This window comes from Candidatus Planktophila sp. (genome assembly GCF_044232745.1).
Classification (GTDB): domain Bacteria; phylum Actinomycetota; class Actinomycetes; order Nanopelagicales; family Nanopelagicaceae; genus Planktophila.
On sequence record NZ_JBIILI010000001.1, the window covers coordinates 147,758 to 170,163 of the forward strand.

A 22,406-nucleotide genomic window follows, 5' to 3' on the forward strand; every position below is an offset into this window, starting at 1 on the left:
TCAGGCCTCCTCAGGCGTGGTTTCCGTCACTTCCCCTGAAGGCGGCTCGGGAACTGGCACCGGTTCTTTTTCTAGCAAGGCCGCAGCAAGTGCCGGGGCCACAAGGGAAATCTGCCATTGGCGGGCGCCTAACTCAGTTAAGGCGAATTCGACGGCAGGGATCGACAGAGTTTCTGTGGCACCGGCAGGAGGTTTCCAGCAAACTCTTCGAACGTGGTCGGGTGTGATTAAATTTTCCACAGGTATTTCATTGTCGTGTGCAATCAATTCAATTGCAGCACGTGCATGAGAAAGTGGTGCATATTTTTCTGGAAACTTATCGCGCCATAATTTAATCGGTGGCAAGGTATCCGCGTTTGTCCGCATTGCTGGCCACTGTTCTTCAGGTAGTGCAATAGCCGAAGAGATACTGCTCAGCCACAAGGGTAAATTTTCTAACCATCGAGCTCGCAACCCAAGCGGGCGCAGGGCTTTTTCAAATTCCTTCTTGGTTACTGCTGCTGTCATTGCAAGTTCAACTATCGCCGAATCATTGAGCAATTTTCCAGCGGCGATATCTTGTGAAGCTGCGACACGATCGCGGGCAGTCCACAGCTCTCTGATGATTGCTAATTGATCACGACGTTTAATTTTGTGCATTCCTGAAGTGCGTCTCCATGGATCAACACGTGGGGGAGCAGGCGGTGCTTTAAGTATTGAAACAAACTCTTCTAGCGCCCATGATAATTTGTTTGACTTCTTTAAAATTTCATACATTCGGTCTCGAAGTTCAACAAGTAGTTCTACATCCAATGCAGCGTAAGTAAGCCAATCTTTTGGCAATGGGCGAGCAGACCAATCAGCAGCGCTATGTTCTTTCGCTAATGAAACTCCCATCAGTGTTTCTAATAGAGGACCTAAACCAACTCGCGGCAAGCCAGCGATTCTGCCTGCTAATTCAGTATCAAAGAGGCTGACTGGATTGATGCCTAATTCACGAAGGCAGGGCAAGTCTTGGGTGCTTGCGTGCAAGATAACTTCATCGGTGTTCAACACAGTATTAAGTTGAGCGAACAGGTCGTGGCCGGGCCCAAAAGGAATCGGATCTATCAGATGGAGTCCGCCGTTGTTTCGCTTGATTTGGATCAAATAAGCACGTGCGCTGTACCTGAAACCTGAAGCACGCTCTGCATCTACAGCGAATGGACCGTGACCCTGTGCCAATTGCACCAATGCTTCTTTGAATCTGGATTCGGTGTCGATTACAGGTGGTGTTCCTTCAGCAGGTTGAAGTAGAGGTATCGCAGCGATTTCTTCACTCATGATTATTGGCGACGCGCAGAAGAAATTGCTGATACGCCCTCGGGCACGGGTGGCAATCCTGCAACCTCTGAAATTAAATTGCACCAGCTCTCAATATGTTTCATCAATTCTAAAGGTTCGGTAATGATAGGTGTCCACGAAGCGCGAATTTCAATTTCTGTATCGTCATTGCGCGGAGAAAGTTTGCCAAAGGATGCGCTGGATACACGGGTTACGGTTCCACTAGGAGCGTTGTAGGAACAGTCATTTCTTTCCAGTGATTCCAAGAACCAGCTCCAGCCAACTTCAGGCAACATGGGATCTTCTTGCATGACTGGATCTACATCAGCGCTTACAAAGGTGACGCATCGAAATTCGCCATCCCACGTAGCTTGTCCTCCTGGTTCGTGCAGCAAAACGAAACGCCCATTTGCAACTTCATTTTCTTCGTCGCCTAAAAGTCCATTCGAAACATCAGCAGAGAAGGCAAAAGAAAATGTGGCAAGTTTCTGAGGTGCCGGAACTTCGATAAGTGAAACTTCTGCGCGCGGAGTAAAGGTGCGAAGCTGATCTATCAAGCGCTCGAAAGCATTCACATCCACTGCCTTAGGATAAAGAATTAATACAGTCTTTTCAGGGAGGCGGGGCTGTAACCTTGCCCAATGGCCTCGCTCCTAGCTCTTCTATCAAGTGCAATGTGGGGAACTGCTGATTATTTCGCTGGGCGTCTTAGCAAGAAGCACAACCCATTTGCGGTTTTGGGTTTCTCTCAGGTTATTGGTCTATTTGTCGGAATACTAATTGTGGTTGTGTCCGGAAGTTGGCAAGGAAAAGTTTTAGGTCTTGATGGATTTTTGATTCCCGGTGCTCTTGCCGGAATCTTTGGCTACATCGGACTTGCTTGCCTTTACGAAGGATTATCAACTGGTCGTATGGGCGTTGTTTCTCCCATTAGTTCTTTAAGCACCGTGATTCCTTTAGCCTATGCACTAATTACCGGTGATGTTCTTTCGACAATTACTTTAGTTGGTGTAGTAATTGCATTGATTGGTGTGTTTTGTGCGAGTGGGCCCGAATTATCACAAGGTTTTCCAATCAAGCCGATTCTTCTTGCCTTAGGAGCTGCAGCTGGCTTTGGTTTAGCCCTGACCTTTATTGCAATTGGATCGCAAAGCAGCGCCTTGTTAACAATGGTTTCAATGAGAGGCGCAACATTCTTCGTCACCATTTCTTTGGCACTTAAGTTTCGGACAACCGGAAATTTCAGCAAGAAAGATATGCCGATGCTTATTTTTATTGGTGCTGCAGATTTCCTGGCTAACTTACTTCTTGGAATTGCTTGTACGAAGGGACTTGTATCTGTCGCAATGGTGTTTGGATCCTTGTATCCGATCGCAACAGCGGTTCTAGCCTTTAAGTTCTTAAATGAGCGACTACATAAAGTTCAGTACATCGGAATTGCACTTGCCGTAACTGGAGTGTCGATAATTTCAGCCTTTTAATTCCATGCTGAATAGAAGGTTGTCCCATCAACTTCTCGAGATTTACAATGTTTAAAGTTCGTCAACAACTCTTCCCAATCAATTCTGTGGTCTCCGCCTGTCGCCGTTGTAACGCTCAGTTCGATTCCGTCCAAGATCTTCTTCTCTATCAATTCGTTGATTAATGAAATCCCGCCTTCAATCAAAATCTTGTCGCCAAACTGCGCGCGCGCTTTTTCGATAGCTTGCGCAGGGGAGCAATTCCACAACAAGGCCAGGTGATTTCCCTGGACTGGATTAACGAGCGAACGAGAAATTACTACCAGCGGTACCGGGGTTCGGTTATATGGTTCGTGGCGGGCGGTATTGCCGCCAATAATGATGCAATCTACTTCGCGACGACGCTGCAAAAAAACTTGGCGATCAGCTGCCGAACTGACCCCAGCAGATCGGCTTTCCTTTGAGGTAGAGCCATCCCTATCAACGACAAGTGTTGCAACGATGCTCACAGCGGCAATTATTGCTCAAGGGAGATCAGATTTCTTAAGGAATCTGTCAGTGGCAGTCTTTATATTTGGCTCCATGATCATCGATTGCAATACCTGCACCATGGCTACGATCGCCTGCAACACATGTGTCGTGGCCTTTTTCCTCGAACCCACACGCGAAATCAGTCAGGCAACCGCGACCGCCCTTAGTGTTCTGGCCGACAGTGGATTAACCCCGCCACTTCAATATGACGCTCGTGGGGCTTGATTCAAACCCAATTCACAGCCGATTTGAGCGATATGAGGTTGAGATAGGGGCATAAGCGCGGTTAGCCTTATGCCCATGTCATTTTCTCTGCGGGTTGGTGTGGCTCTGGTGATGGTTGCCGGGCTCATTGCCCCTGTCACAGCTAATGCAGCCCCTAGTTTGGCTCAAGTTAAAGCTAAGGTGCGCCAACTGGAAGAGGATGCAACAGCGGCGGCTGAAGGCGCTCAAGAAGCAAAGGTTAAATTGGCGGGGCTAACAAAAACCCTGAATGGAATTAAGGCAAAAGCTGAAGTGCAGGGTCAAACCGTTTCTACCCTTCAGAGGTCATTGGGAACTATTGCTATTGAGCAGTATAAATCTGGAGGATTTGGGCAAAGCCTTGAACTTCTCTTTTCGAGTGATCCAACCTTGTACCTTTCATCGGCAGGATCGCTAGATGCATTAACTCGCAGAAAATCTGCACAACTGCGAAAGTTTGAAGCCGCCCAGCAGCGTTTAAATGCAACCACGCTGACGGTCAATGACAAGATCGCACTTGTTGCGGCAGCACAAAAAAAATTGGCGGCGCAGTCTGCGATTGCACTCAGCAAATTGGCAGAGGCTGAAAAATTATTGTCTAAGCTGACAAAAGCTGAACGTGAACGATTAGCAAAGCTGGCAGAGGAAGAAGAAAATGCAGATCAAGCCTCATCATTGAAGGCTGCAAAAACTGCAAGTGGGGTTTCGGGGCGTGCAGGTGTTGCTCTCAAGTACGCATTGAAACAAATAGGCGATCGTTACGTCTTTGGATCTGCTGGAATGGTGACGTGGGATTGTTCAGGACTTACCATGCGTGCGTATCAAGCAGCCGGTGTGTCCTTACCTCATTCATCGGCGGCGCAATCTCGAATGGGCAAAAAGGTTTCTTTCAGTTCATTAAAGCCTGGAGATCTCTTGTTCTTCGGTCGACCTGTCTCGCACGTGGGTATCTATCTCGGCGGCGGCAAAATGGTTCACGCACCACGTTCGGGTTCTCGAGTAAAAGTTGCAGCAAGTGGCTCACTAGGAAGAAAACCATTGGTTGGAGCTCGCCGTTTCTAATCCAGTTTTATTTGTAACTAATGATTTTGGTCCACGAGCAGGTGGCATAGAAACTTTCATCATTGGATTGATACAACGTCGCCCATACGGTCAAACAATTGTCTACACATCATTTCAAGAAGATTCAGAATCATATGACGCTGATTGGTTAAGCAATTATGGAGTCCGCGTCATTAGAGATCGGGCGAAAATACTGTTGCCAACCCCAAGAGTTGGCTTTCACCTGCGCTCAATAATTAAGAGAGAAGGCATCACGATTGCGGCCTTCGGGGCGGCGGCTCCACTGGGACTTTTATCTGCGAGTATGAAGCGTGCAGGGATAACTCGAACAGTGGCGTTAACACATGGACATGAAGTCTGGTGGGCCAAGGTTTTTCCATTCAATGTTTTATTGCGCAGAATTGGTTCAACAGTTGATGTGTTGACGTATTTAGGTGAATTCACTCGAAACGCTATCTCCAAGGGGATTAGCGGGAAAGCACATCGATCAATGGTGAAGATTGCCCCAGGTATCGATGTTGATCACTTTATTCCAACCGATGCATCGGCTCTGCGAGAGTCACTAGGAATCAAAAATAAAAAAGTAATCGTCTCAGTTGGCCGCTTAGTTCATCGTAAAGGACAAGATCAACTAATTGAGGCCATGCCCGAAATTCTAAAGACCGTTACAGATGCGCATCTTTTGTTGATTGGAGAAGGGCCATACCGCGAATACCTTGAGAAACTGGTACAGAAATACAATTTGGAAGAATCTGTAACATTTATAGGAAGAATTCAGTACAAAGATTTGCCGATGTATCTGTGCGCTGGCAATATTTTCGCGATGCCAAGCCGTTCACGCTTAATGGGTCTTGAAGTTGAAGGACTCGGGATTGTGTATCTAGAAGCCAGCGCTTGCGGGTTACCAGTTTTAGCCGGAAATTCTGGGGGAGCACCTGATGCCGTTGTGCAGAACGAAACAGGATTGGTCGTCGACGGTACGAATCATAAACAGATCGCACAAGCTGCTATTGAGTTACTAACAAATGTTTCTTTGTCGCAAAAGATGAGCGTAGTTGGGCGTCAATGGATTGTTCAAAAGTGGCGTTGGGAGATCTGGTCTAAAGATTTTGAGGATCTTTTAAACAAGTAGTCCACGCTCGCGGGCAATAGTTAATGCCTGAACTCGATTGTCTGCATCAAGTTTTCGCAAAATTGAAGAAACATGAGACTTCACGGTTGAAACTGAGATGTACAGATTTGCAGCTATTGCGAAGTTGCTTAAACCAAGGTTTATGGAGTGCAGGATGTCTAACTCTCTGGCTGTAAGCCCAGACTCTATACCGATTGCAAAAGTTTGATTGCTACTAAAAGAGGTAGGACTAGAAATTGAAAAATCAACTGCTGCAAGTAAATCAGAGAGGGGAGCACTCTTTACAATGAAGGCATTCGCACCAGCGTTCTTTGCGGCACGTACATAATCTGCACCATCGTTTAATGTCAGCACCACAATTGCAACTAATGGTGAAACTTTGCGAGCCCAGGACACCAAATCAAATCCAGAGCCATCTGGCAAATTAATATCGACAATAATTACATCTGGATTTGTAAGTGCCATGAATGCTTGAGCTTCTTTTATGGATCCTGTGACTGATACAACTGCATAACCATGAGACTCAATCGCAGATTTCAACCCATAACGCACCACTGCGTGGTCATCAACAATCAATACCTTCATTGTTACCTCTCTAAAGGCAGCTCAATATTTATTGTCGTCCCTTTCTGACTCGAGTCAATACGGATATCCCCATTGAGCTGTGTGATTCGTTCTTGTACGCCAATCAACCCGAAGCTGCCTTCTTTGCTGTGTGCACCTCCTATCCCATTGTCAGTGATTTGGATGGATAGGTGGGAAGCGTGTGAGTGCTCAGAAACGTTTCGGAGGATTTCTGAAAGTACACGAAGTACTTCGTAGTTGTAATTTCTCTCCTGCGTACCTGAAATCAAATCAGAGGCAGAGCGGAGTTCATGAATTTCTAGCCTGACTTTGTTAATCAAATCAGTTATCGCAAATCGCAATTCGCGAAGTGACTCTTTAACAGGCAATTCATGACTTGTTGCGATCAAAGCATCAATGGAAAAGCCCAGGCCTACTAGGTCCTGGGCGATTCCATCATGAAGTTCCTGAGCGAGTATTACCCGCCGATCACTCATTTAGTAAATAATGCCTCGATCTCTTGAGCAAACTCCTTTGCAACTACGTGACGCTTAACAGAAAGTTTTGCAGTCAGATGTCCACCTGCAATTGTGAAGTCCACCGGAAGAATTGTGAACTTTCGGATTGATTCCGCTTTACTGACCGCCTTGTTTGCTTCATCAACAGCTGTTTGAACAACAGCAATTAAATCGGGATCGTTGATCAGGTCGTTGATTGAAGCGCCATCCTTCTTGTGGCTAACAACCCATGCCTTAAGAGCGTCTGGATCAATGGTCACAAGCGCTGCGATGAATGGTTGGTTATCTCCAACCACCATGCACTGGCTAACTAATGGATGTGAACGCAAACGATCTTCCAGAACCGCCGGTGCAACATTTTTTCCACCAGCTGTCACGATAATTTCCTTTTTGCGTCCAACGATATAAAGGAATCCTTCGTCATCAAGTTTTCCAAGGTCACCAGACTTGAACCAACGCTCACCATCAAAAACTTCAGTATTAGCGGCCTCGTTTTGCCAGTATCCCTGCATAACAATTGGACCGCGAATAAGGACTTCGCCATCATCGGCAATTTTTATTGAAGTACCTGGGATTGGCTTGCCGACAGATCCGACGCGGTGCGCGCCATACAGGTTAAGAGTTGCACCAGCAGTTGTTTCAGTTAATCCATAACCTTCCAGAATTGCTACTCCGGCGCCGCGATAGAAATGTCCAAGTCGGACACCAAGAGGCGCTCCACCCGAAATCGCCGCTTCTACATTTCCACCCATACCTGCGCGAAGTTTGCTGTAGACCAGCTTGTCAAAGATTGCGTGCTTAAACTTAAGAACTGGAGACATGCCCTTCTTATCAAGTGCTTCTGAGTATGCAATAGCAACATCAACTGCTTTCTTGAAGATCTTTCCCTTACCTGCTGCTTCTGCGCGAGCTTCTGCTCCGTTGTAAATCTTTTCAAAAATACGAGGTACGGCCAAAACAAATGTTGGCTTGAATGATGCCAAATCCATAGGCAATCTCGTTACTGGGTCGCTGCAATGTGCCAAATGTAGGCCAGATGCAATTGCACCAATCTGAACCATGCGACCAAAAACATGTGCGACTGGAAGGAAGAGCAGTGTTGAGCCACCAGGCTTTAGAAAGAGCTCACTTGCACCCTGTGAAACGTTTCCAGTTTCGGAAAGGAAATTGGCATGTGTTAACTGAACACCTTTTGGCTTACCGGTTGTTCCTGATGTGTAGATCAATGTCGCAAGTGATGAAGGAGTAACTGCATTTCGGCGACGATCGATTTCATCATCACCGATGTGCTTGCCTGCTTCGCGCAAGATTGCCAATACATCATCTGTCATCGTCCACACATGACGGGTATGGGATGGCAAAACTGTTTGCACTAGATCACGAAGTGCAGGTGTCTCCACAATGATCCCGACAGAATGAGAGTCGTTGAGAATCCAATCGATTTGTTCTGCAGATGATGTGTCATAGATTGGAACAACAACGGCCCCTGCGTACCAGGTAGCAAAATCTAAAATCGTCCACTCATAGCGCGTGCGCGCCATAATGGCGACACGATCTCCAATTTGAACTCCGGCCGCTATCAATCCTTTTGCGGTAGCGCGAACTTCTTCATCAACTTCGCGCGCGGTTACGGGTTGCCAGCCTTCGCCCAATGGGCGCGACATGGTGATGCGCTCTGGTTCAAACCAGGCGCGTTCAGCGATCAAATTGGTGAGATTTCCAGCTGTAGCAGCAGGAACAAGAGGAGGGATTGTGATTTCATTCATGGCAGAACGCTAGCGTGAGAGATGCGCAAAGGTAAAGAGGGTAACCTTGCGACATGGCCGAATTCAGCAAATCCACAATAATCATTGATGCCCCAATCGCCGCTGTACAAGAGGCGCTTTTCGCCTTGGACAAGTACCCAGAATGGTCGAGCCAGATTAAATCTGCCGAAGCGTTAGCTCGCGATGATCAGGGGCGAATTACCAAGGTAAAGATGAGTATTGATGCCGGAATGATGAAAGATGGCCCCACTTTAGATTACGACTGGAGCGGTGCGCCTAACAAGCTGAGCTTCTCATTAGATGATGCAGATCTTCTCACAGGCATGGATGGAATCTATTCATTTAAGAGCATTGATGAAGACACAACGGAAGTTACCTACGAACTCGAAGTTTCATTATCGATGCCGATTCCCGCAATGATGCGACAGAAAGCAGAGAAGGCAACGATTGATGCAGCGTTGTCACAACTCAAAACTCATTTAGAAGGATAGTTTCATGTCGCATACAATTGGTATCGATGTTGGCGGAACCAAAGTTCTTGGTGGTGTTGTTGATGAGGGCGGAAAGATACTTGCCAGTGCACGCAAAGACACTCCTCGACAAGGTGGCGCTGCACTAACTCAGACAATTGCTGACACAGCCCTAGAGCTGATGGCTCAATTTAATGTCACAGCAATCGGTGTATCTGCAGCAGGATTTGTTTCATCTGATCGTAAAACAATGCTGGCGACACCAAATATTGCCGACTGGAATGGCGTTAATTTAGACGCTGAGTTGACCGCATTAATTGGCTTACCAGTAGTGATTGAAAATGATGCAAACGCAGCAGCATGGGGTGAAGCAAAATTTGGTGCAGGTCGCAATCAGAATCACATGATGATGTTGACTGTTGGCACTGGTATTGGCGGAGGAATTGTTGTTAATGGAGATTTATACCGAGGTGCCTTTGGAATAGCTGCAGAATTCGGTCATCTACGCGTTGTTCCAGATGGACATCTGTGTGGTTGTGGCGCACGTGGTTGCTTTGAACAATACGCATCTGGAAATGCACTGTTGCGCCATGCGCGTGAGGCAATTAGCGCAAGCCCAGAAATCGCACGCAATCTTTTATCTCGTGGTGATGGAACAATCGCTGGATTAACGGGACAAGCAATAACAGATGCAGCTCGTGAAGGTGATCCTGTTGCACTTGCAGCTTTTAATACAACGGGCCAATGGCTTGGGGCAGGTATTGCTTCTTTATCGGTTGTGTTAGATCCATCATGTGTTGTTATTGGTGGGGGAGTAATCGATGCTGGGGAAATTTTGTTAAAGCCAACCCGCGAATCGTTAGAACGGACAATGCCATTTGCTGGCAAGCATCCTTATCCGACTTTGATTGCCGCTGAATTAGGTAATGAGGCAGGTCTTGTTGGTGTAGCAGATTTGGCTAGAGTTTAATTTTCGAAGGGGTAGCGCAATCCAATGTGGGCACGTACGGTGTCTAAGGTCTGCATGATGTCGACAGTATCTTTCCAATTCAAAATCTCTGATTGGTTTTTTCCTGACAGAACTAATCCTTTAAATACTTCTGCTTGCTCGCGCAAACCATGACCAGGGTAGGTGTGTGGATACTCAGTAACCGCACCATTAAAAAGGGTTACCCGCATGCTTGTTGGGCTATAGAAGACACGATCGATTTCTAACCAGCCATTCACGCCTGCCACAACTGCGCGGCACGGAGTTTGCTCGATCATCGTCGTGTTCAAGACCGCTTGTGCTCCATCTGCATAATCAAAGATCATAGAAGTTTGCGCATCAACACCTTTGTCGGTGAGAACACCACTTGCAGTAATTTTGGTTGGGTTGCCCAAAATCATATGTGCAAATGAAACTGGATAAATTCCAAGATCCAGCAAAGCACCACCGGCAAGTGAAGGTTCTACCAGTCGTGGAATATTCTGGTCGGCCAATCGTTGACCGTGATCAGCTTGTACTGTGAGGATTTTTCCTAAAACACCAGAAGCGATAATCTCGCGTACCTGTACATAATGAGGTAGAAATCGCGCCCACATTGCTTCCATAAGTGCAACATTGTTTCGAGTGGCTGCAGCAACCATTTCTTGTGCCTCTTTGGCATTTACGGCAAAAGGTTTTTCGCAGAGAACTGGCTTACCAGCATTCAATGCGGCAATCACATTGTCTTTATGAGCAGGATGCGGCGTTGCAACATAGATCGCGTCAACCGTTGGATCTGTGACAAGTTCTTCATAACTTCCGTATGCGGTTCCTCCGAAAGTTTTTGTAAACTCTTGTGCGTTACTTAAAGTTCGTGAACCAACCGCTGCCACCCTATGTCCTTCGAGCATTTGTAAATCTGCTGCAAATGCGCGTGCAATTCCTCCAGGACCTAAAATTCCCCAATTAAAATTACTCACAACGTTGCTCCATCATCTTCGTGATAGCCACGTTTTAACCAACGATTAATTGCGCGCTTTGCCGAAAAAATAAATCCTTTAGGAGTTTGTCGCGGGGGATTTGGTTGAACAAACCCTTCTTGATCAATCCGATCCAATTCATCTAAATAGGTAGTTGGTGCAGATTCATCTAAGGACATGCCAGAGACGATGGATTCGAACTCAGAGCGAATTAAATCCTCTTCATCCAAATCATCTGGCTTATCCAAATCATCTGGCTCATTTTTTGGCTCGCTCACCCTCAGATAGTGTCATAGTCGTCAATAACCAGTAAATTAACCCCGTGCTGAACAACCTGCCTTACGGAACCCTGCGAGCATTCCTCACGCCATTTTTGATGCTCGCCTTCCGTCCTAAGGTTCGTGGGCTTCGTAATGTGCCGGCTAAAGGTCCGGTAATCATCGCTTCTAATCACTTGTCCTTTAGTGATTCGATCTTCATGCCACTTGTTGTTCCCCGTAAAGTTACATTTCTAGCTAAGAGTGAGTACTTCACTTCACCTGGCCCAAAGGGATTACTGAAGAAGTTAACTTTTATAGCCCTAGGGCAAGTACCTGTTGACCGTTCAGGTGGTCGTCGCAGTGAAGCAGCTTTGATTACGGGACTTAAGGTTTTGGCTGATGGAGATTGCATCGGAATCTATCCCGAAGGAACTAGATCTCCTGATGGACGTTTGTATAAAGGACGTACCGGTATTGCGCGCTTAGCAATTGAATCCGGTGCGCCAGTAATTCCAGTTGCGATGTCTAACACCGACAAAATTCAGCCAACGGGAAAAGTTATTCCTAATGTAAAAAGAGTTGGGATGAGTTTTGGTAAGCCGATGTACTTTGATGGCGATTCAACAGATTTACAACATCTGCGAGATGTCACTGATCAGATTATGAATGCGATTCATGCAATGTCTGGCCAGGAGTACATTGACATTTATGCTCCTAAAAAAGCAAAACTTGGCGAAATCCAAGAAGAGGATTAATCCAAGGCGTTGCGTGCAACCAAATAGTTACATGTTTGGCATTCAGGACCGGCAGCAGGAAGTTCGCCTTCTAAAACATCAATGAACTCACCAATCACCTTTAGGAAATTCGCTTGATCTCTTTCTACCGGGACGTACTTTTGAAAGACCCCAAAACCATAATCATCAACAGATGTTCCAATGGCAGTGGTTGGTTTCCATACCAATAATCCGATTGATGCAACAGATTGCGATTTTCCTGCAGCAGGATTTTCAAGGCTATAGGCATATGCTTCCAGCTGAGGTGAATAAAACTGTCCACTGTCACGTTGGCTATCGGAAACCTTGCAATCGATTAAACCGATAGTTCCATCGTCATTTGTAGCAACCAAGTCATACTTTCCTAGGATGCGCCAACGAGTTTCTGAACCGTTAACAACTAGTGGCTTGCTCTTTACCCATTCGCCCCATTTGCTTACCTTTCCGGGGCGAAGAGACGGATCGATCGTGGGCATGTCAGCACCTTGAAAATGTTCCTCTTGTAACGCTGCCATAGTTCCTACAAGTGGGAACTGCCCAGGCATGGTGACCTTGAACCAGTACTTAATCCATAAGCAACGCTTACAGGTAGAGAGACCAAAGGTTAAATCTGAAGGCGAGATATTTTCACGTGCGGGCTTGGCTGGTTTAATCATGAGGTAATTGTGTACTTAGCCACTGACAATTGCTGAGACCAAAACTGATATTCCCAAAATAATCATGATGATTCCACCGGTAGCTCGTAACTTTTCTAATCGCTTCGAATCAGTGGCAAGCCATTCGCGCGCTGTTCCGGCCAGTAGGCCCCAGGTTCCATCTGAAAAAAATGCCAAAATCGCAAAGATTGCACCAAGCAGAATTAACTGAGAAGTAACGCTGCCACGTTCGCGATCTATGAACTGGGGAAGTACTGCTGCGAAAAAAACAACACCCTTGGGGTTGAGTGCGCCCACCCAATAACCATCCCAGACTGAACGGCCGACACTTGGTGCAACATCGCCTTGGTTAGTCATGTCGGCAGCATGTGCGCTGCGTTTTCTAATCGCATCGATGCCAAGGTACATCAGATAAAGTCCGCCACCCCATTGGACTGCAATGTAGGCAAGTTCTGAACGTTGCAATATTGGACCTAGACCAAGTGCAACAAAGACCGAGAGCGAAAAAGCTCCCGTTACATTTCCAGCGACTGAAAACACCGCTGTCTTTCGACCCCACGCAATGGCCCGAGCGATTACAAACAATACGCTCGGGCCAGGCGCCAAAATAATCACCATCGCGGCAACGATGTATTCAGGAAGCCGCGTTGGAATGATCATGCAGGGATGTTACTTATTACCTCGTGCATCTGCAATTGAGTGAAGAATTCGGTATCCAAGGATTGCAACTAATGTTGCATTGATGATTCCGTTGAATGTGTAATCTCCACGAGTCCATGACATATCTGCAATACCGATAATCAATGCTGAACCTGCAATCAAGAGGTTGGTTGAGTTAGCAAAATCAACCTTTCCTTCGATCCAAATACGAGCACCAACAACACCGATCATTCCAAACAAGGCAACGCCGACCCCACCGAGTGCTCCTACAGGAGTCGCACTTAGAACAGCGCCGAACTTAGGTGAAAGCGATAGTCCAATCGCGCCAACACCTGCGATCCAATATGCAGCTGTTGAATAAACGCGCGTTGCCGCCATTACGCCAATGTTTTCTGCATATGTTGTTGTACCTGAACCGCCACCAAAGCCGGCAAGTGTTGTTGCAACACCATCGGCCATCAGCGCTGTACCCATTTGATCATCTAGATCTTTGCCAGTCATTGAGGCAACTGCCTTAACGTGACCAACATTTTCTGCGATCAAAACAAGAACTACAGGTAGGAACAAAACAATTGCTTTGCCATCAAAGGTTGGGTTTGTAAATGTAGGAAGTGCAAACCACTTGGCTGCCGTGATGCCATCTGTAACCACATCGCCTTGTATGTAAGCCACTCCGTATCCGATCATGAGTCCTAAGAAGATACTGATGCGTCCAAGGAATCCACGAGAAAATGCCGAGATCAAACCGATAGATGCCAAAGTAACGACACCAATCATTGGAGCGGCTACGAAGTTATTTTTTGCAGCACCTGCCAAGTTAAGACCAATAACCATCACGATTGTTCCTGTTACAACAGGTGGCAACATCCAGTTGATCCAACCAATTCCCCATTGCTGAACGATCAGACCAACGGCTGCAAGGATTAAACCAGTTACTACAACACCACCGAGAGCAGCACCCATTCCGCCGCTTGTTTTTGCAGCTGCGATTGGTGCCAAAAAGGCAAAGGATGAACCTAAGTAGCTAGGAACTTTGTTTTTGGTCAGAGCTAAGAAAAGGAGGGTTCCGATTCCTGAGAAGAACAGAGTTGTTGTTGGGGGGAAGCCCGTAATGATTGGGACCAGAAAAGTTGCGCCGAACATGGCGGCGATGTGTTGCAGACCTACACCGATAGTGCGGGGCCAGGTGAGGCGCTCATCTGTTAAAACAACCTCGCCATGGCTTATTGATTTTCCGTTTCCATGGAGTTTCCACGAGAGTAGAGACACTTGAAACTTCCCTTCTTTTGAGTGTCCGGAGTAGGACACTGGTAAAAGGGTAGAACTGTGCTGGGCGTTACCTGTGTGTACGCCACGCGAGCGCAGGGGGAAAGATAGGACTGACTGGCGAGTCCGAGTTGCATGCTCAGGTATATCCCATTAGATTACGGTTCTATATATCGAATGGATACATGTCGCGGAGTATGTGGAAAGGAGGCCTCAGGTGCGCTCACGCTCAGAGTCGCTTGAATTCGCCCTCCTTGGCCTGCTCTCGCAAGCCCCATTGCATGGCTACGAGCTCCGCAAGCGCATAGGCACCATCTTCGGGCCATTCCGCGCACTGTCTTTTTCTGTTCTGTATCCGCAACTTCGTCGAATGGTTGAAGCAGGCGTCATTGAGGAAACTGTTGTCGAAGCAACCTCTCGTCGTTCTCGCATTGTGTATGCAATTACCGACAAGGGCGCTCGCAGATTTGAATCTCTTACCGAATCAGTAACACCAGAAACTTGGGAAGATGAAGGATTCGAAATTCGTTTTGCATTCTTCAGTCCGACATCTGCAAATAACAGAGTAAGAATTCTTGAGGGGCGCCATCGTCGCCTCAAGGAGAAAGCCGAAATCCTTCGTGGTGAACTCGAGAAGTCACCTGTTGGTATCGACAAATATCTGGAGGAGTGGCGACGTCACTCACTAGAAACAGCTGATCGAGAGATTGCTTGGCTGGAAGACATGATCAAAACCGAGAGGAAATAGAGTGAATATCACAACCGGTAAAGGCGACATCCGTGTTGCAATCGTTGGAGTGGGAAACTGCGCTAACTCATTAGTCCAAGGCGTTGAATACTACAAAGATGCTGCCCTAGATCAAGAGATCCCAGGTCTTATGCACGCTGTTGTTGGGGGATACCACATCTCTAGCATCAAGTTTGTTGCAGCCTTTGATGTGGATGCCAAGAAGGTCGGTCTCGATCTTGCTGATGCAATCTGGGCAAGTGAAAACAACACAATTAAATTTAGTGATGTTGCAAAGACTGGTGTTCCAGTTCTTCGTGGTGTTACAAATGATGGTCTCGGTAAGTACTACCGCGAGACAATCAAGGAATCAGATGCTCCAGCTGTAGATGTTGTACAGGTGCTAAAGGATGAAGCGATCGATGTCTTGATCTGCTACCTACCTGTTGGTTCTGAAACAGCTGCTAAGTACTACGCACAATGTGCAATTGATGCGGGATGTGCATTTGTTAATGCGCTGCCAGTATTTATCGCATCAGATCCCGTCTGGGAAAAGAAGTTTGCTGATGCAGGGCTTCCAATCGTTGGAGATGATATTAAGAGCCAAGTTGGTGCGACCATCACTCACCGCATCATGGCTAAGTTATTCCAAGATCGTGGCGTTCATTTAGATCGCACCTATCAGCTAAATGTTGGTGGAAACATGGACTTCAAGAACATGCTCGAGCGTGATCGTCTTGAATCAAAGAAAATCTCAAAGACAAACTCTGTGACATCACAGTTAAACCATGATCTTGGAGAAAAGAATGTTCACATCGGACCTTCTGATTACATTCCATGGTTAGATGATCGCAAGTGGGCCTACGTTCGCCTCGAAGGCCGCGCATTTGGCGATGTTCCACTAAATCTTGAGTACAAGTTGGAAGTTTGGGATTCACCTAACTCAGCTGGTGTAATCATCGATGCACTTCGCTGTGCAAAGATCGGTCTTGATCGCAAGATTGGTGGAGCATTACTTTCACCATCAAGCTATTTCATGAAGACTCCACCAACTCAGTACACAGATGAGGCGGCTCATCAGAAGACTGAAGATTTTATTTCAGGAAAGTTAGATCGCTAACAGGAATTAGTGTGCAAAGAAGAGCGCCCCTGGGATAAACCCAGGGGCGCTTTTTTAGCCCCTCACGGAGAGTTGGGGGTTAAATCGTCGCATCCTCAGGAGTACGACGAATATGCATCAACCCAGCTATTCCTAGCAACAGGAATAAAAGACCACCAACAAAGCTCGCGATTGCTGCGTAGCCCGCGATTACTCCCATGGTTCCGAAAGCGTATGCCTCAAGGAGCATTCCGCGAAGTGTGTTTCCCATAAACAATGTGTCACGAAGTTCAGCTAACTTTTGGGTTCTTTCTGCGTCCGCACTTCCACCACGAACGGCAGACATGTATTCAGCAGACACTTCTGAATAAGTTGCCGGCTTTCCCATAACCGCCGTTGCAGAAGCCTTCATGTGTTCCCAGATGTATAGGTCTGAGTAATCACGTGCCATTTCACCATTAACCACTTGCTTACCAGCCCACTTGAGAAGTTGATCTTTAGTTTCAGCTGGAAGGCCCGCTTCAATTGGAAATGCGATGTTTTGGTTTTCTAATTGGCTTTGCACTGAATCATTAGCAAAACCAGCACCAAAGTTCAGAAGTCCACCAAATATCAAAAGTAGTGCTGCGAATCCCAGACCGACGAATGAGACTAGCTTGTCAAAAGTTCTACGTTTCATTTTTTTTCTCTCTCCCTCTTAGGCATCGATTAGAAAATCAATACAGTGCCATGTCTACTCCGTGCGTAGAAGGTTGAGATAAGAAAGTGCGAGGGTCAGCACTCGATGAAAGTTACAGAGTGGTTGCCCTCAGTCAATGTGGCGATTACACATCGACTTTCCATCTGGTCCTATTTCCAGATGCGAGCAAGGAACATTCAACTTATCAAAAGCTTTGTCGCCATAGTGTGCACGATAAGCAAGTGCTAGTAATACACGCAGATTTGTTTCACTATCTGATTTGATTCCGAAAACTTGTGCACTGCGACTAACAGTATTTTCTACTACTTTTTCACTATGAGATGTCTGAAGTGCAATAGCACCATTTGATTTTCCTTCGCAGACCAACTCCAGGACCAGTTGTTCAAAAGGAGTTAATTCTCGTGTTGAAATTGTTATATCTCTTGCCATGAAATTTGCCGCCTCTCCGCGTGTCTTAATTGTGCTCTTTTTATTTACGCGAGTCACCCCATAGGATGCCCAAATGAGCGAAATTTTGGCCACACAAGACGCGGGAGTGCTAACCCTCAGCTTCAATCGTCCCGAAAAGATGAATGCCCTAACACGAGCTATGTATGCAGATCTAGCAAAGGGTCTCAATGATGCAGCGGGAGATTTTGGGATCAGGGCAGTGGTGCTGACAGCAGAGGGTGATCACTTCACCGCCGGCAACGACATCATGGATTTTATGAACAATCCACCTACATCGGATGATTCAGAGGTTGCTAAGTTTTTGGCATCTCTACTTAACTTTCCAAAGCCATTACTTGCTGCAGTGAAAGGAAATGCTGTCGGAGTTGGAACAACTATGTTGCTTCACTGCGATGTAGTAATCGCTGGCACTACAGCCAATTTTTCAATGCCATTTGCCTCCTTAGGCCTGGTGCCTGAAGCAGGATCTAGTTTCCTATTTCCACAATTAGTTGGTTATCAGCGAGCCGCCCGAATCTTTATGACAGGTGAAAGCTTTGATGCAGATTCGGCAATTGAGATGGGGTTAGCTGCAGCTAAGGATTCAGATCCCTTGGCTCATGTAATGAAGATCGCTCACCATATCGCCGAACAGCCGCCTCAGGCGATCATCAATACAAAGGCATTGCTGAAGGCCAAAAATCATGATGCGATTGCCGCGATCATGAAGGCTGAGTTCGAGATTTTTGCAATGGCGTTGCAATCAGATGAAGCAATGGAAGCATTCATGAAGTTCATGTCTAAGAAGGGTAAGTAAATGTCACTTGAAGGAAAGCGCATCTTTATTACTGGCGGATCACGTGGAATTGGATTAGCGATCGCACTACGTGCTGCGCGAGATGGGGCATCTATAGCAATAGCTGCTAAGACATCTGATCCCAACCCAAAATTGCCAGGCACTATTCATACAGCTGCTGCTGAAATTGAAGCTGCTGGTGGAAAAGCTCTTGCCATTCAATGCGATTTGCGTGATGAGTTGCAGATAGAAGCGGCAGTTAATCAAGCAGCTGAGGCCTTTGGTGGAATAGATATTCTCATCAATAACGCAAGTGCAATTAATTTGACCCGTACTGATCAAACCCCAGCAAAGCGTTTTGATTTGATGTTTGATGTAAATGTGCGCGGAACCTTTTTGACTTCCCAAGCAGCATTGCCGCATCTGCGTAAGTCAGCGGCCGAGGGAAGAAACCCTCACATATTAAATCTTTCCCCACCGCTTTCGATGAAACCTGTTTGGTTCAAGAATCACGTTGCATACACAATGGCAAAGTACGGAATGAGCATGTGTGTTTTGGGTATGGCTGAAGAGTTCAAGCGGGATGGTATTGGCGTAAATGCTTTATGGCCACGAACGGTTATTGACACAGCTGCTCTTCAAATGATTCCCGGCATCGATGCATTAGCTGGTCGCACACCCGAGATCTTGGCAGATGCTGCATACATCATCTTCAATCGTGACGCCAAGGAGTGCACAGGTAATTTCTTTGTCGATGACCTATTGCTAGCAAGTGAAGGAATCACAGATCTAGAGAAGTACTCAGTAACTCCAGGCACTAAAGATTTCCTTCTCGATTTCTTTCTAGACTAAACTAGACGCATGCGCAAAGTAATTATCACCTTGATCGTTGGATGTTTAACATTCCTTTCGATCCCAACGTCCTCGGCTCATGTTGAAATTGTTTCTTCATTTCCCGAACAGTTTGCCAACGTAAATCCGATCCCTACTGAGGTATGGATTGAATTTAGTGGTGATTTGCAGAATTTGGGTGGCGAAATAGTTAACTCGTTAGAAGTCACCGACTCAACAGGATACGTTATGAGCTCAGATGACTCTGTCGTTGAAGCGGGAAGAATTACGACCAAGATTTCTGAGCAAAGTGCTGCAGGAGTCTTTATTGTGAAATATCGCGTCGTTGGCCAAGATGGTCATGTAATTGAAGGTGAATACACCTTCAATGCTTCACCTGAATATGCCGAAGCCGTGCCCACAACTACTGCCGAACTCGAGAAAACCTCATCGCCTCCGATAGGAATAGCTGTGTTTGTACTTCTTCTGATGCTCGGTGCAGTTGGATATTTCATGCACCGTAAGAGTGAGAAAAAGTAGGAATGTCGGCATTTGATCTTGAGATAAATGGCCCCAATACGATTCAAGAAGCTGAACGAAAAGGAGCTGCACGCTCCCTGTTTTGGCCGTGGGCGGGAGCCAATGTTTCGCTACTGGCACTTTCCTATGGATCGTTCTTTTTAGGATTCGCAATCTCCTTTAGACAGGCAACCTTCGCAGCGATAATCGGAACGATTGCTTCATTTCTTCTTGTGGGCATTAGCTCTCTGGCAGGCAAGCGTTCAAATGCACCAACCATGGTTTTGGCGCGGGCATCATTTGGAGTAAAGGGAAGCATCCTTCCAGGAATGCTGTCTTATTTTATTTTTGTTGGTTGGGAAACAGTCCTAGTCTCACTTGCCACTCTTGCCACGGGAACAGTTTTCTCCCGAATCGGGGGAGTAGATCAGAATCTTGCTCTGATCCTTGGATTTGTAATTGCGGTCTCACTTACTGTTTTTGGTGGTGTTCTTGGTTTTGGCGTGATTATGAAACTACAAAAATTGTTGACAGTCATAACTGTGGCAATGACAGTTGTTTACATCGCCCTAACTATTGACTCAGTTAACTGGAGCGCAGTCACTGCAATCAAGGATGGTACGACCCAAGCATTCATTGGCGCATTGATCTTCGGTATCACCGGCATCGGACTTGGATGGGTTAATTGTGCAGCTGATTACTCGCGTTATCTGCCAAGAACAGTTTCCAGTAAGGCTGTCGTGGGATGGACTGTCTTTGGTGCATCAGTTGTTCCAATCCTTTTAGTGATTTACGGCGCTGCCTTATCAGCCAGCAGCAAAGAGCTAAGTGAAGCGATCGCTATGGATCCAATCGGTGCCTTGACATCGCTACTTCCTACATGGTTTCTAATCCCATTCGCACTAATTGCAATATTGGGGTTAGTAGGTGGAGCAATTCTTGATCTGTACTCTTCAGGTTTGGCTCTTGTTTCAATTGGTGTACCAATCAAGCGCCATCAAGCAGCAATTATTGATGCCTTCATAATGCTTGCAGGATGCATCTACATCGTGTGGGTTGCTGACAATTTCTTCTATCCATTCCAAGGTTTTCTGATCACGCTTGGTGTGCCAGTTGCGGTCTGGTCTGCGATCTTTGTTGCTGATGTCATTATGCGAAAGAAGGCATATGTCGAAGAGGATTTGTATAACGCCAAAGGAATGTATGGATCAATCAATAAGGGATCTATTACTTTAATGCTACTTGGAACAATTGTTGGCTGGGGGTTTGTGACAAACACCTTTGCTTCATGGTTATCGTGGCAGGGATATTTTCTTGGCGCTATTGGCGGCAAAGAGGGAGCGTGGGCATTCGCCAATGTGGGCGTGATATTTGCCCTGATTATTGGATTTGTAGGTCATGTCCTGCTGTCGTTCCGCAAAATCCGAGCGCAAGAGAATGCACTCAGTTAAAGTAGGGGAATGACTCCTCGCATTTCACCTCTTCGAGATTTCTTGGGCCGTGAATCCACAAGTGGATTGCTGGTTCTAGTAGCAGCTGTGTTGGGCTTGATCACAGCTAACTCACCCTTGTCCGATAAGTATTTTTCTGTTCTTGATTTTCACATCGAAGTGGGATCAGGATGGTCATTAATTGATTTTTCGCTTCTAAAAATCATTAACTATTTGTTGATGAGTATTTTCTTCTTTGTTGTGGGTCTTGAAATCAAGCGCGAGTTAACATCTGGACATCTAGCGTCATTTAAAAAAGCAATGTTGCCCTTCGTGGCTGCTTTAGGTGGAATGGCTTTTCCGGCTCTGATTTATTTAGCAATCGCTGGAGGAGTAGCACCAGCTGGTTGGGGAGTGCCTGTCGCAACTGATATTGCATTAGCAGTTGGTCTGCTAACAATGCTTGGACCCAGTGTTGCTGCCTCTTTACGATCATTTTTGCTTGCACTAGCTGTCATTGATGACATTGGCGCAATCTTGGTTATTGCATTTGTGTATTCAACTGGGATCAATTTTTCTTGGCTTGCAGCCGGCTTGCTGAGCATTCTTTTCGTCGCGGTCCTGAAAAGAACCGGAGTTACATCTGTTCTTGTGTATTCACTTTTTGGGTTTACTCTGTGGTTTTGCCTATACAAGACCGGAGTTCACCCAACGCTGGCTGGTGTAATTCTGGGATTGATGACTCCCAATATTCCCCACAAAAGTACACAGATCGAAGATGCAGAGGACGGTTCGGTATCTGTCATAGAGTGGTTAGAGCACAAATTCCACCCCGTCAGCACATTTTGTGTCGTACCAATATTTGCTTTTGCCAACACAGGTGTTGTGATCACATCCGAGATGATTAGAGGAGCATCCGAGTCTCTTGTTGCTTGGGGAATTTTCGCCGGACTAGTTGTGGGCAAGCCTCTTGGAGTTCTCTTCGCATCCCTTGTTGCAAAGCGCGTTAAGGTTGCCGACCTTCCAGATGGAGTCAATAACTCATCGCTATTGGCCACAGGCAGTGCCGCTGGAATTGGATTTACCGTCGCAATATTTATTGCCAATTTAGCCTTTGATGATGCTGCAACACAGGATATTGCTGTTCTTGCAGTAATTGTTGCATCGGTTGTGAGTGCGCTAATTTCTGTTCTTCTCTTTAAGACAATCGCAAAGAAGTAAAAAACAAAACCCGCCTTTTTTAGGGGCGGGCTTTGTACTAACGG

Annotated in this window: 26 protein-coding genes; 13 read left to right on the forward strand and 13 right to left on the reverse strand. The window is 46.4% G+C overall.

What is annotated here, in order from left to right:
* Window positions 1-1,302: an HRDC domain-containing protein gene (locus AC9UGD_RS00755; RefSeq protein WP_509568215.1), complete on the reverse strand. Its 1,302-nt coding sequence runs from the start codon at window positions 1,300-1,302 to the stop codon at window positions 1-3.
* A 2-nt stretch (window positions 1,303-1,304) separates the two neighbouring features.
* Entirely contained in the window at window positions 1,305-1,877 is a 573-nt protein-coding gene (locus AC9UGD_RS00760) for a DUF3000 domain-containing protein (protein ID WP_509568217.1), read from the reverse strand.
* 66 nt (window positions 1,878-1,943) lie between these two features.
* Between AC9UGD_RS00760 and AC9UGD_RS00765 the strand changes: the two genes are divergently transcribed.
* Window positions 1,944-2,783: an EamA family transporter gene (locus tag AC9UGD_RS00765; protein WP_509568219.1), complete on the forward strand. Its 840-nt coding sequence runs from the start codon at window positions 1,944-1,946 to the stop codon at window positions 2,781-2,783.
* Here AC9UGD_RS00765 and AC9UGD_RS00770 read toward each other — a convergent pair.
* Window positions 2,780-3,271, reverse strand: a complete 492-nt coding sequence (locus AC9UGD_RS00770) for a dihydrofolate reductase family protein (RefSeq protein WP_509568221.1) — start codon at window positions 3,269-3,271, stop codon at window positions 2,780-2,782. The two genes, AC9UGD_RS00765 and AC9UGD_RS00770, sit on opposite strands and share 4 nt — an antisense overlap.
* A 322-nt stretch (window positions 3,272-3,593) precedes the next feature.
* Between AC9UGD_RS00770 and AC9UGD_RS00775 the strand changes: the two genes are divergently transcribed.
* Both AC9UGD_RS00775 and AC9UGD_RS00780 read left to right on the forward strand, forming a co-directional pair.
* Complete coding sequence (locus AC9UGD_RS00775) at window positions 3,594-4,598, forward strand: C40 family peptidase (protein WP_509568222.1); 1,005 nt, start codon at window positions 3,594-3,596, stop codon at window positions 4,596-4,598.
* A complete protein-coding gene (locus AC9UGD_RS00780) occupies window positions 4,579-5,730 on the forward strand; it encodes a glycosyltransferase family 4 protein (RefSeq protein ID WP_509568223.1) in 1,152 nt (383 codons plus the stop codon). Before AC9UGD_RS00775 ends, AC9UGD_RS00780 begins: the two co-directional genes overlap by 20 nt.
* On the opposite strand, the gene AC9UGD_RS00785 is transcribed toward AC9UGD_RS00780, so the two are convergent.
* The 3 genes from AC9UGD_RS00785 to AC9UGD_RS00795 are packed head-to-tail and all read right to left on the reverse strand — an operon-like array spanning window position 5,719 to window position 8,578.
* The gene (locus tag AC9UGD_RS00785; RefSeq protein WP_509568225.1) at window positions 5,719-6,315 is read right to left on the reverse strand and encodes a response regulator transcription factor; all 597 of its coding nucleotides are present in this window, start codon (window positions 6,313-6,315) and stop codon (window positions 5,719-5,721) included. The two genes, AC9UGD_RS00780 and AC9UGD_RS00785, sit on opposite strands and share 12 nt — an antisense overlap.
* 2 nt (window positions 6,316-6,317) lie before the next feature.
* Entirely contained in the window at window positions 6,318-6,791 is a 474-nt protein-coding gene (locus AC9UGD_RS00790) for a sensor histidine kinase (RefSeq protein ID WP_509568226.1), read from the reverse strand.
* Window positions 6,788-8,578, reverse strand: a complete 1,791-nt coding sequence (locus AC9UGD_RS00795) for an AMP-dependent synthetase/ligase (protein WP_509568227.1) — start codon at window positions 8,576-8,578, stop codon at window positions 6,788-6,790. Before AC9UGD_RS00795 ends, AC9UGD_RS00790 begins: the two co-directional genes overlap by 4 nt.
* Window positions 8,579-8,631: 53 nt before the next feature.
* Between AC9UGD_RS00795 and AC9UGD_RS00800 the strand changes: the two genes are divergently transcribed.
* Complete coding sequence (locus AC9UGD_RS00800) at window positions 8,632-9,069, forward strand: SRPBCC family protein (protein WP_509568228.1); 438 nt, start codon at window positions 8,632-8,634, stop codon at window positions 9,067-9,069.
* Between the two features lie 4 nt (window positions 9,070-9,073).
* Window positions 9,074-10,018, forward strand: a complete 945-nt coding sequence (locus AC9UGD_RS00805; protein WP_509568230.1) for an ROK family glucokinase — start codon at window positions 9,074-9,076, stop codon at window positions 10,016-10,018.
* Here AC9UGD_RS00805 and AC9UGD_RS00810 read toward each other — a convergent pair.
* The gene (locus AC9UGD_RS00810; RefSeq protein WP_509568232.1) at window positions 10,015-10,995 is read right to left on the reverse strand and encodes a Gfo/Idh/MocA family protein; all 981 of its coding nucleotides are present in this window, start codon (window positions 10,993-10,995) and stop codon (window positions 10,015-10,017) included. The two genes, AC9UGD_RS00805 and AC9UGD_RS00810, sit on opposite strands and share 4 nt — an antisense overlap.
* Window positions 10,992-11,273, reverse strand: coding sequence for a hypothetical protein (locus AC9UGD_RS00815; protein WP_509568234.1), 282 nt, complete (start codon window positions 11,271-11,273; stop codon window positions 10,992-10,994). Before AC9UGD_RS00815 ends, AC9UGD_RS00810 begins: the two co-directional genes overlap by 4 nt.
* Before the next feature lie 44 nt (window positions 11,274-11,317).
* Between AC9UGD_RS00815 and AC9UGD_RS00820 the strand changes: the two genes are divergently transcribed.
* Window positions 11,318-12,010, forward strand: coding sequence for a lysophospholipid acyltransferase family protein (locus tag AC9UGD_RS00820; protein ID WP_509568236.1), 693 nt, complete (start codon window positions 11,318-11,320; stop codon window positions 12,008-12,010).
* Here AC9UGD_RS00820 and AC9UGD_RS00825 read toward each other — a convergent pair.
* Genes AC9UGD_RS00825 through AC9UGD_RS00835 form a run of 3 tightly spaced genes read right to left on the reverse strand, consistent with a single transcriptional unit; the run spans window position 12,007 to window position 14,613 of the window.
* Window positions 12,007-12,684 carry a PD-(D/E)XK nuclease family protein gene (locus AC9UGD_RS00825; protein ID WP_509568238.1) on the reverse strand — a complete coding sequence of 226 codons (678 nt, stop codon included), beginning with the start codon at window positions 12,682-12,684 and terminating at the stop codon, window positions 12,007-12,009. The genes AC9UGD_RS00820 and AC9UGD_RS00825 overlap by 4 nt on opposite strands.
* Window positions 12,685-12,699: 15 nt before the next feature.
* Window positions 12,700-13,344, reverse strand: a complete 645-nt coding sequence (locus tag AC9UGD_RS00830) for a LysE family translocator (RefSeq protein WP_509568240.1) — start codon at window positions 13,342-13,344, stop codon at window positions 12,700-12,702.
* 9 nt (window positions 13,345-13,353) lie between these two features.
* Window positions 13,354-14,613, reverse strand: a complete 1,260-nt coding sequence (locus AC9UGD_RS00835; protein ID WP_509568242.1) for a uracil-xanthine permease family protein — start codon at window positions 14,611-14,613, stop codon at window positions 13,354-13,356.
* 214 nt (window positions 14,614-14,827) lie between these two features.
* Between AC9UGD_RS00835 and AC9UGD_RS00840 the strand changes: the two genes are divergently transcribed.
* Together AC9UGD_RS00840 and AC9UGD_RS00845 are read left to right on the forward strand one after the other, a co-directional pair.
* Window positions 14,828-15,358, forward strand: coding sequence for a PadR family transcriptional regulator (locus tag AC9UGD_RS00840; protein ID WP_509568244.1), 531 nt, complete (start codon window positions 14,828-14,830; stop codon window positions 15,356-15,358).
* Window position 15,359: 1 nt separating this feature from the next.
* Entirely contained in the window at window positions 15,360-16,457 is a 1,098-nt protein-coding gene (locus tag AC9UGD_RS00845; protein WP_509568246.1) for an inositol-3-phosphate synthase, read from the forward strand.
* 79 nt (window positions 16,458-16,536) lie between these two features.
* Here the strand turns inward: AC9UGD_RS00845 and AC9UGD_RS00850 are convergent, their stop codons facing one another.
* Window positions 16,537-17,115, reverse strand: a complete 579-nt coding sequence (locus tag AC9UGD_RS00850) for a hypothetical protein (RefSeq protein WP_509568248.1) — start codon at window positions 17,113-17,115, stop codon at window positions 16,537-16,539.
* A 129-nt stretch (window positions 17,116-17,244) separates the two neighbouring features.
* A complete protein-coding gene (locus tag AC9UGD_RS00855) occupies window positions 17,245-17,565 on the reverse strand; it encodes a LuxR C-terminal-related transcriptional regulator (RefSeq protein WP_509568250.1) in 321 nt (106 codons plus the stop codon).
* Window positions 17,566-17,638: 73 nt separating this feature from the next.
* Between AC9UGD_RS00855 and AC9UGD_RS00860 the strand changes: the two genes are divergently transcribed.
* From AC9UGD_RS00860 to nhaA, 5 genes are read left to right on the forward strand one after another with little or no spacing between them, the layout of a single operon-like run.
* The gene (locus AC9UGD_RS00860) at window positions 17,639-18,382 is read left to right on the forward strand and encodes an enoyl-CoA hydratase-related protein (protein ID WP_509568252.1); all 744 of its coding nucleotides are present in this window, start codon (window positions 17,639-17,641) and stop codon (window positions 18,380-18,382) included.
* On the forward strand, window positions 18,383-19,213 hold the full coding sequence (locus AC9UGD_RS00865) for an SDR family oxidoreductase (protein ID WP_509568254.1): 831 nt from the start codon (window positions 18,383-18,385) through the stop codon (window positions 19,211-19,213).
* Between the two features lie 9 nt (window positions 19,214-19,222).
* A complete protein-coding gene (locus tag AC9UGD_RS00870; RefSeq protein ID WP_509568255.1) occupies window positions 19,223-19,732 on the forward strand; it encodes a copper resistance CopC family protein in 510 nt (169 codons plus the stop codon).
* A gap of 2 nt (window positions 19,733-19,734) precedes the next feature.
* A complete protein-coding gene (locus tag AC9UGD_RS00875; RefSeq protein ID WP_509568257.1) occupies window positions 19,735-21,162 on the forward strand; it encodes a purine-cytosine permease family protein in 1,428 nt (475 codons plus the stop codon).
* 9 nt (window positions 21,163-21,171) lie between these two features.
* Entirely contained in the window at window positions 21,172-22,362 is a 1,191-nt protein-coding gene (gene nhaA / locus AC9UGD_RS00880) for a Na+/H+ antiporter NhaA (RefSeq protein ID WP_509568259.1), read from the forward strand.
* Window positions 22,363-22,406 lie beyond the last annotated feature (44 nt).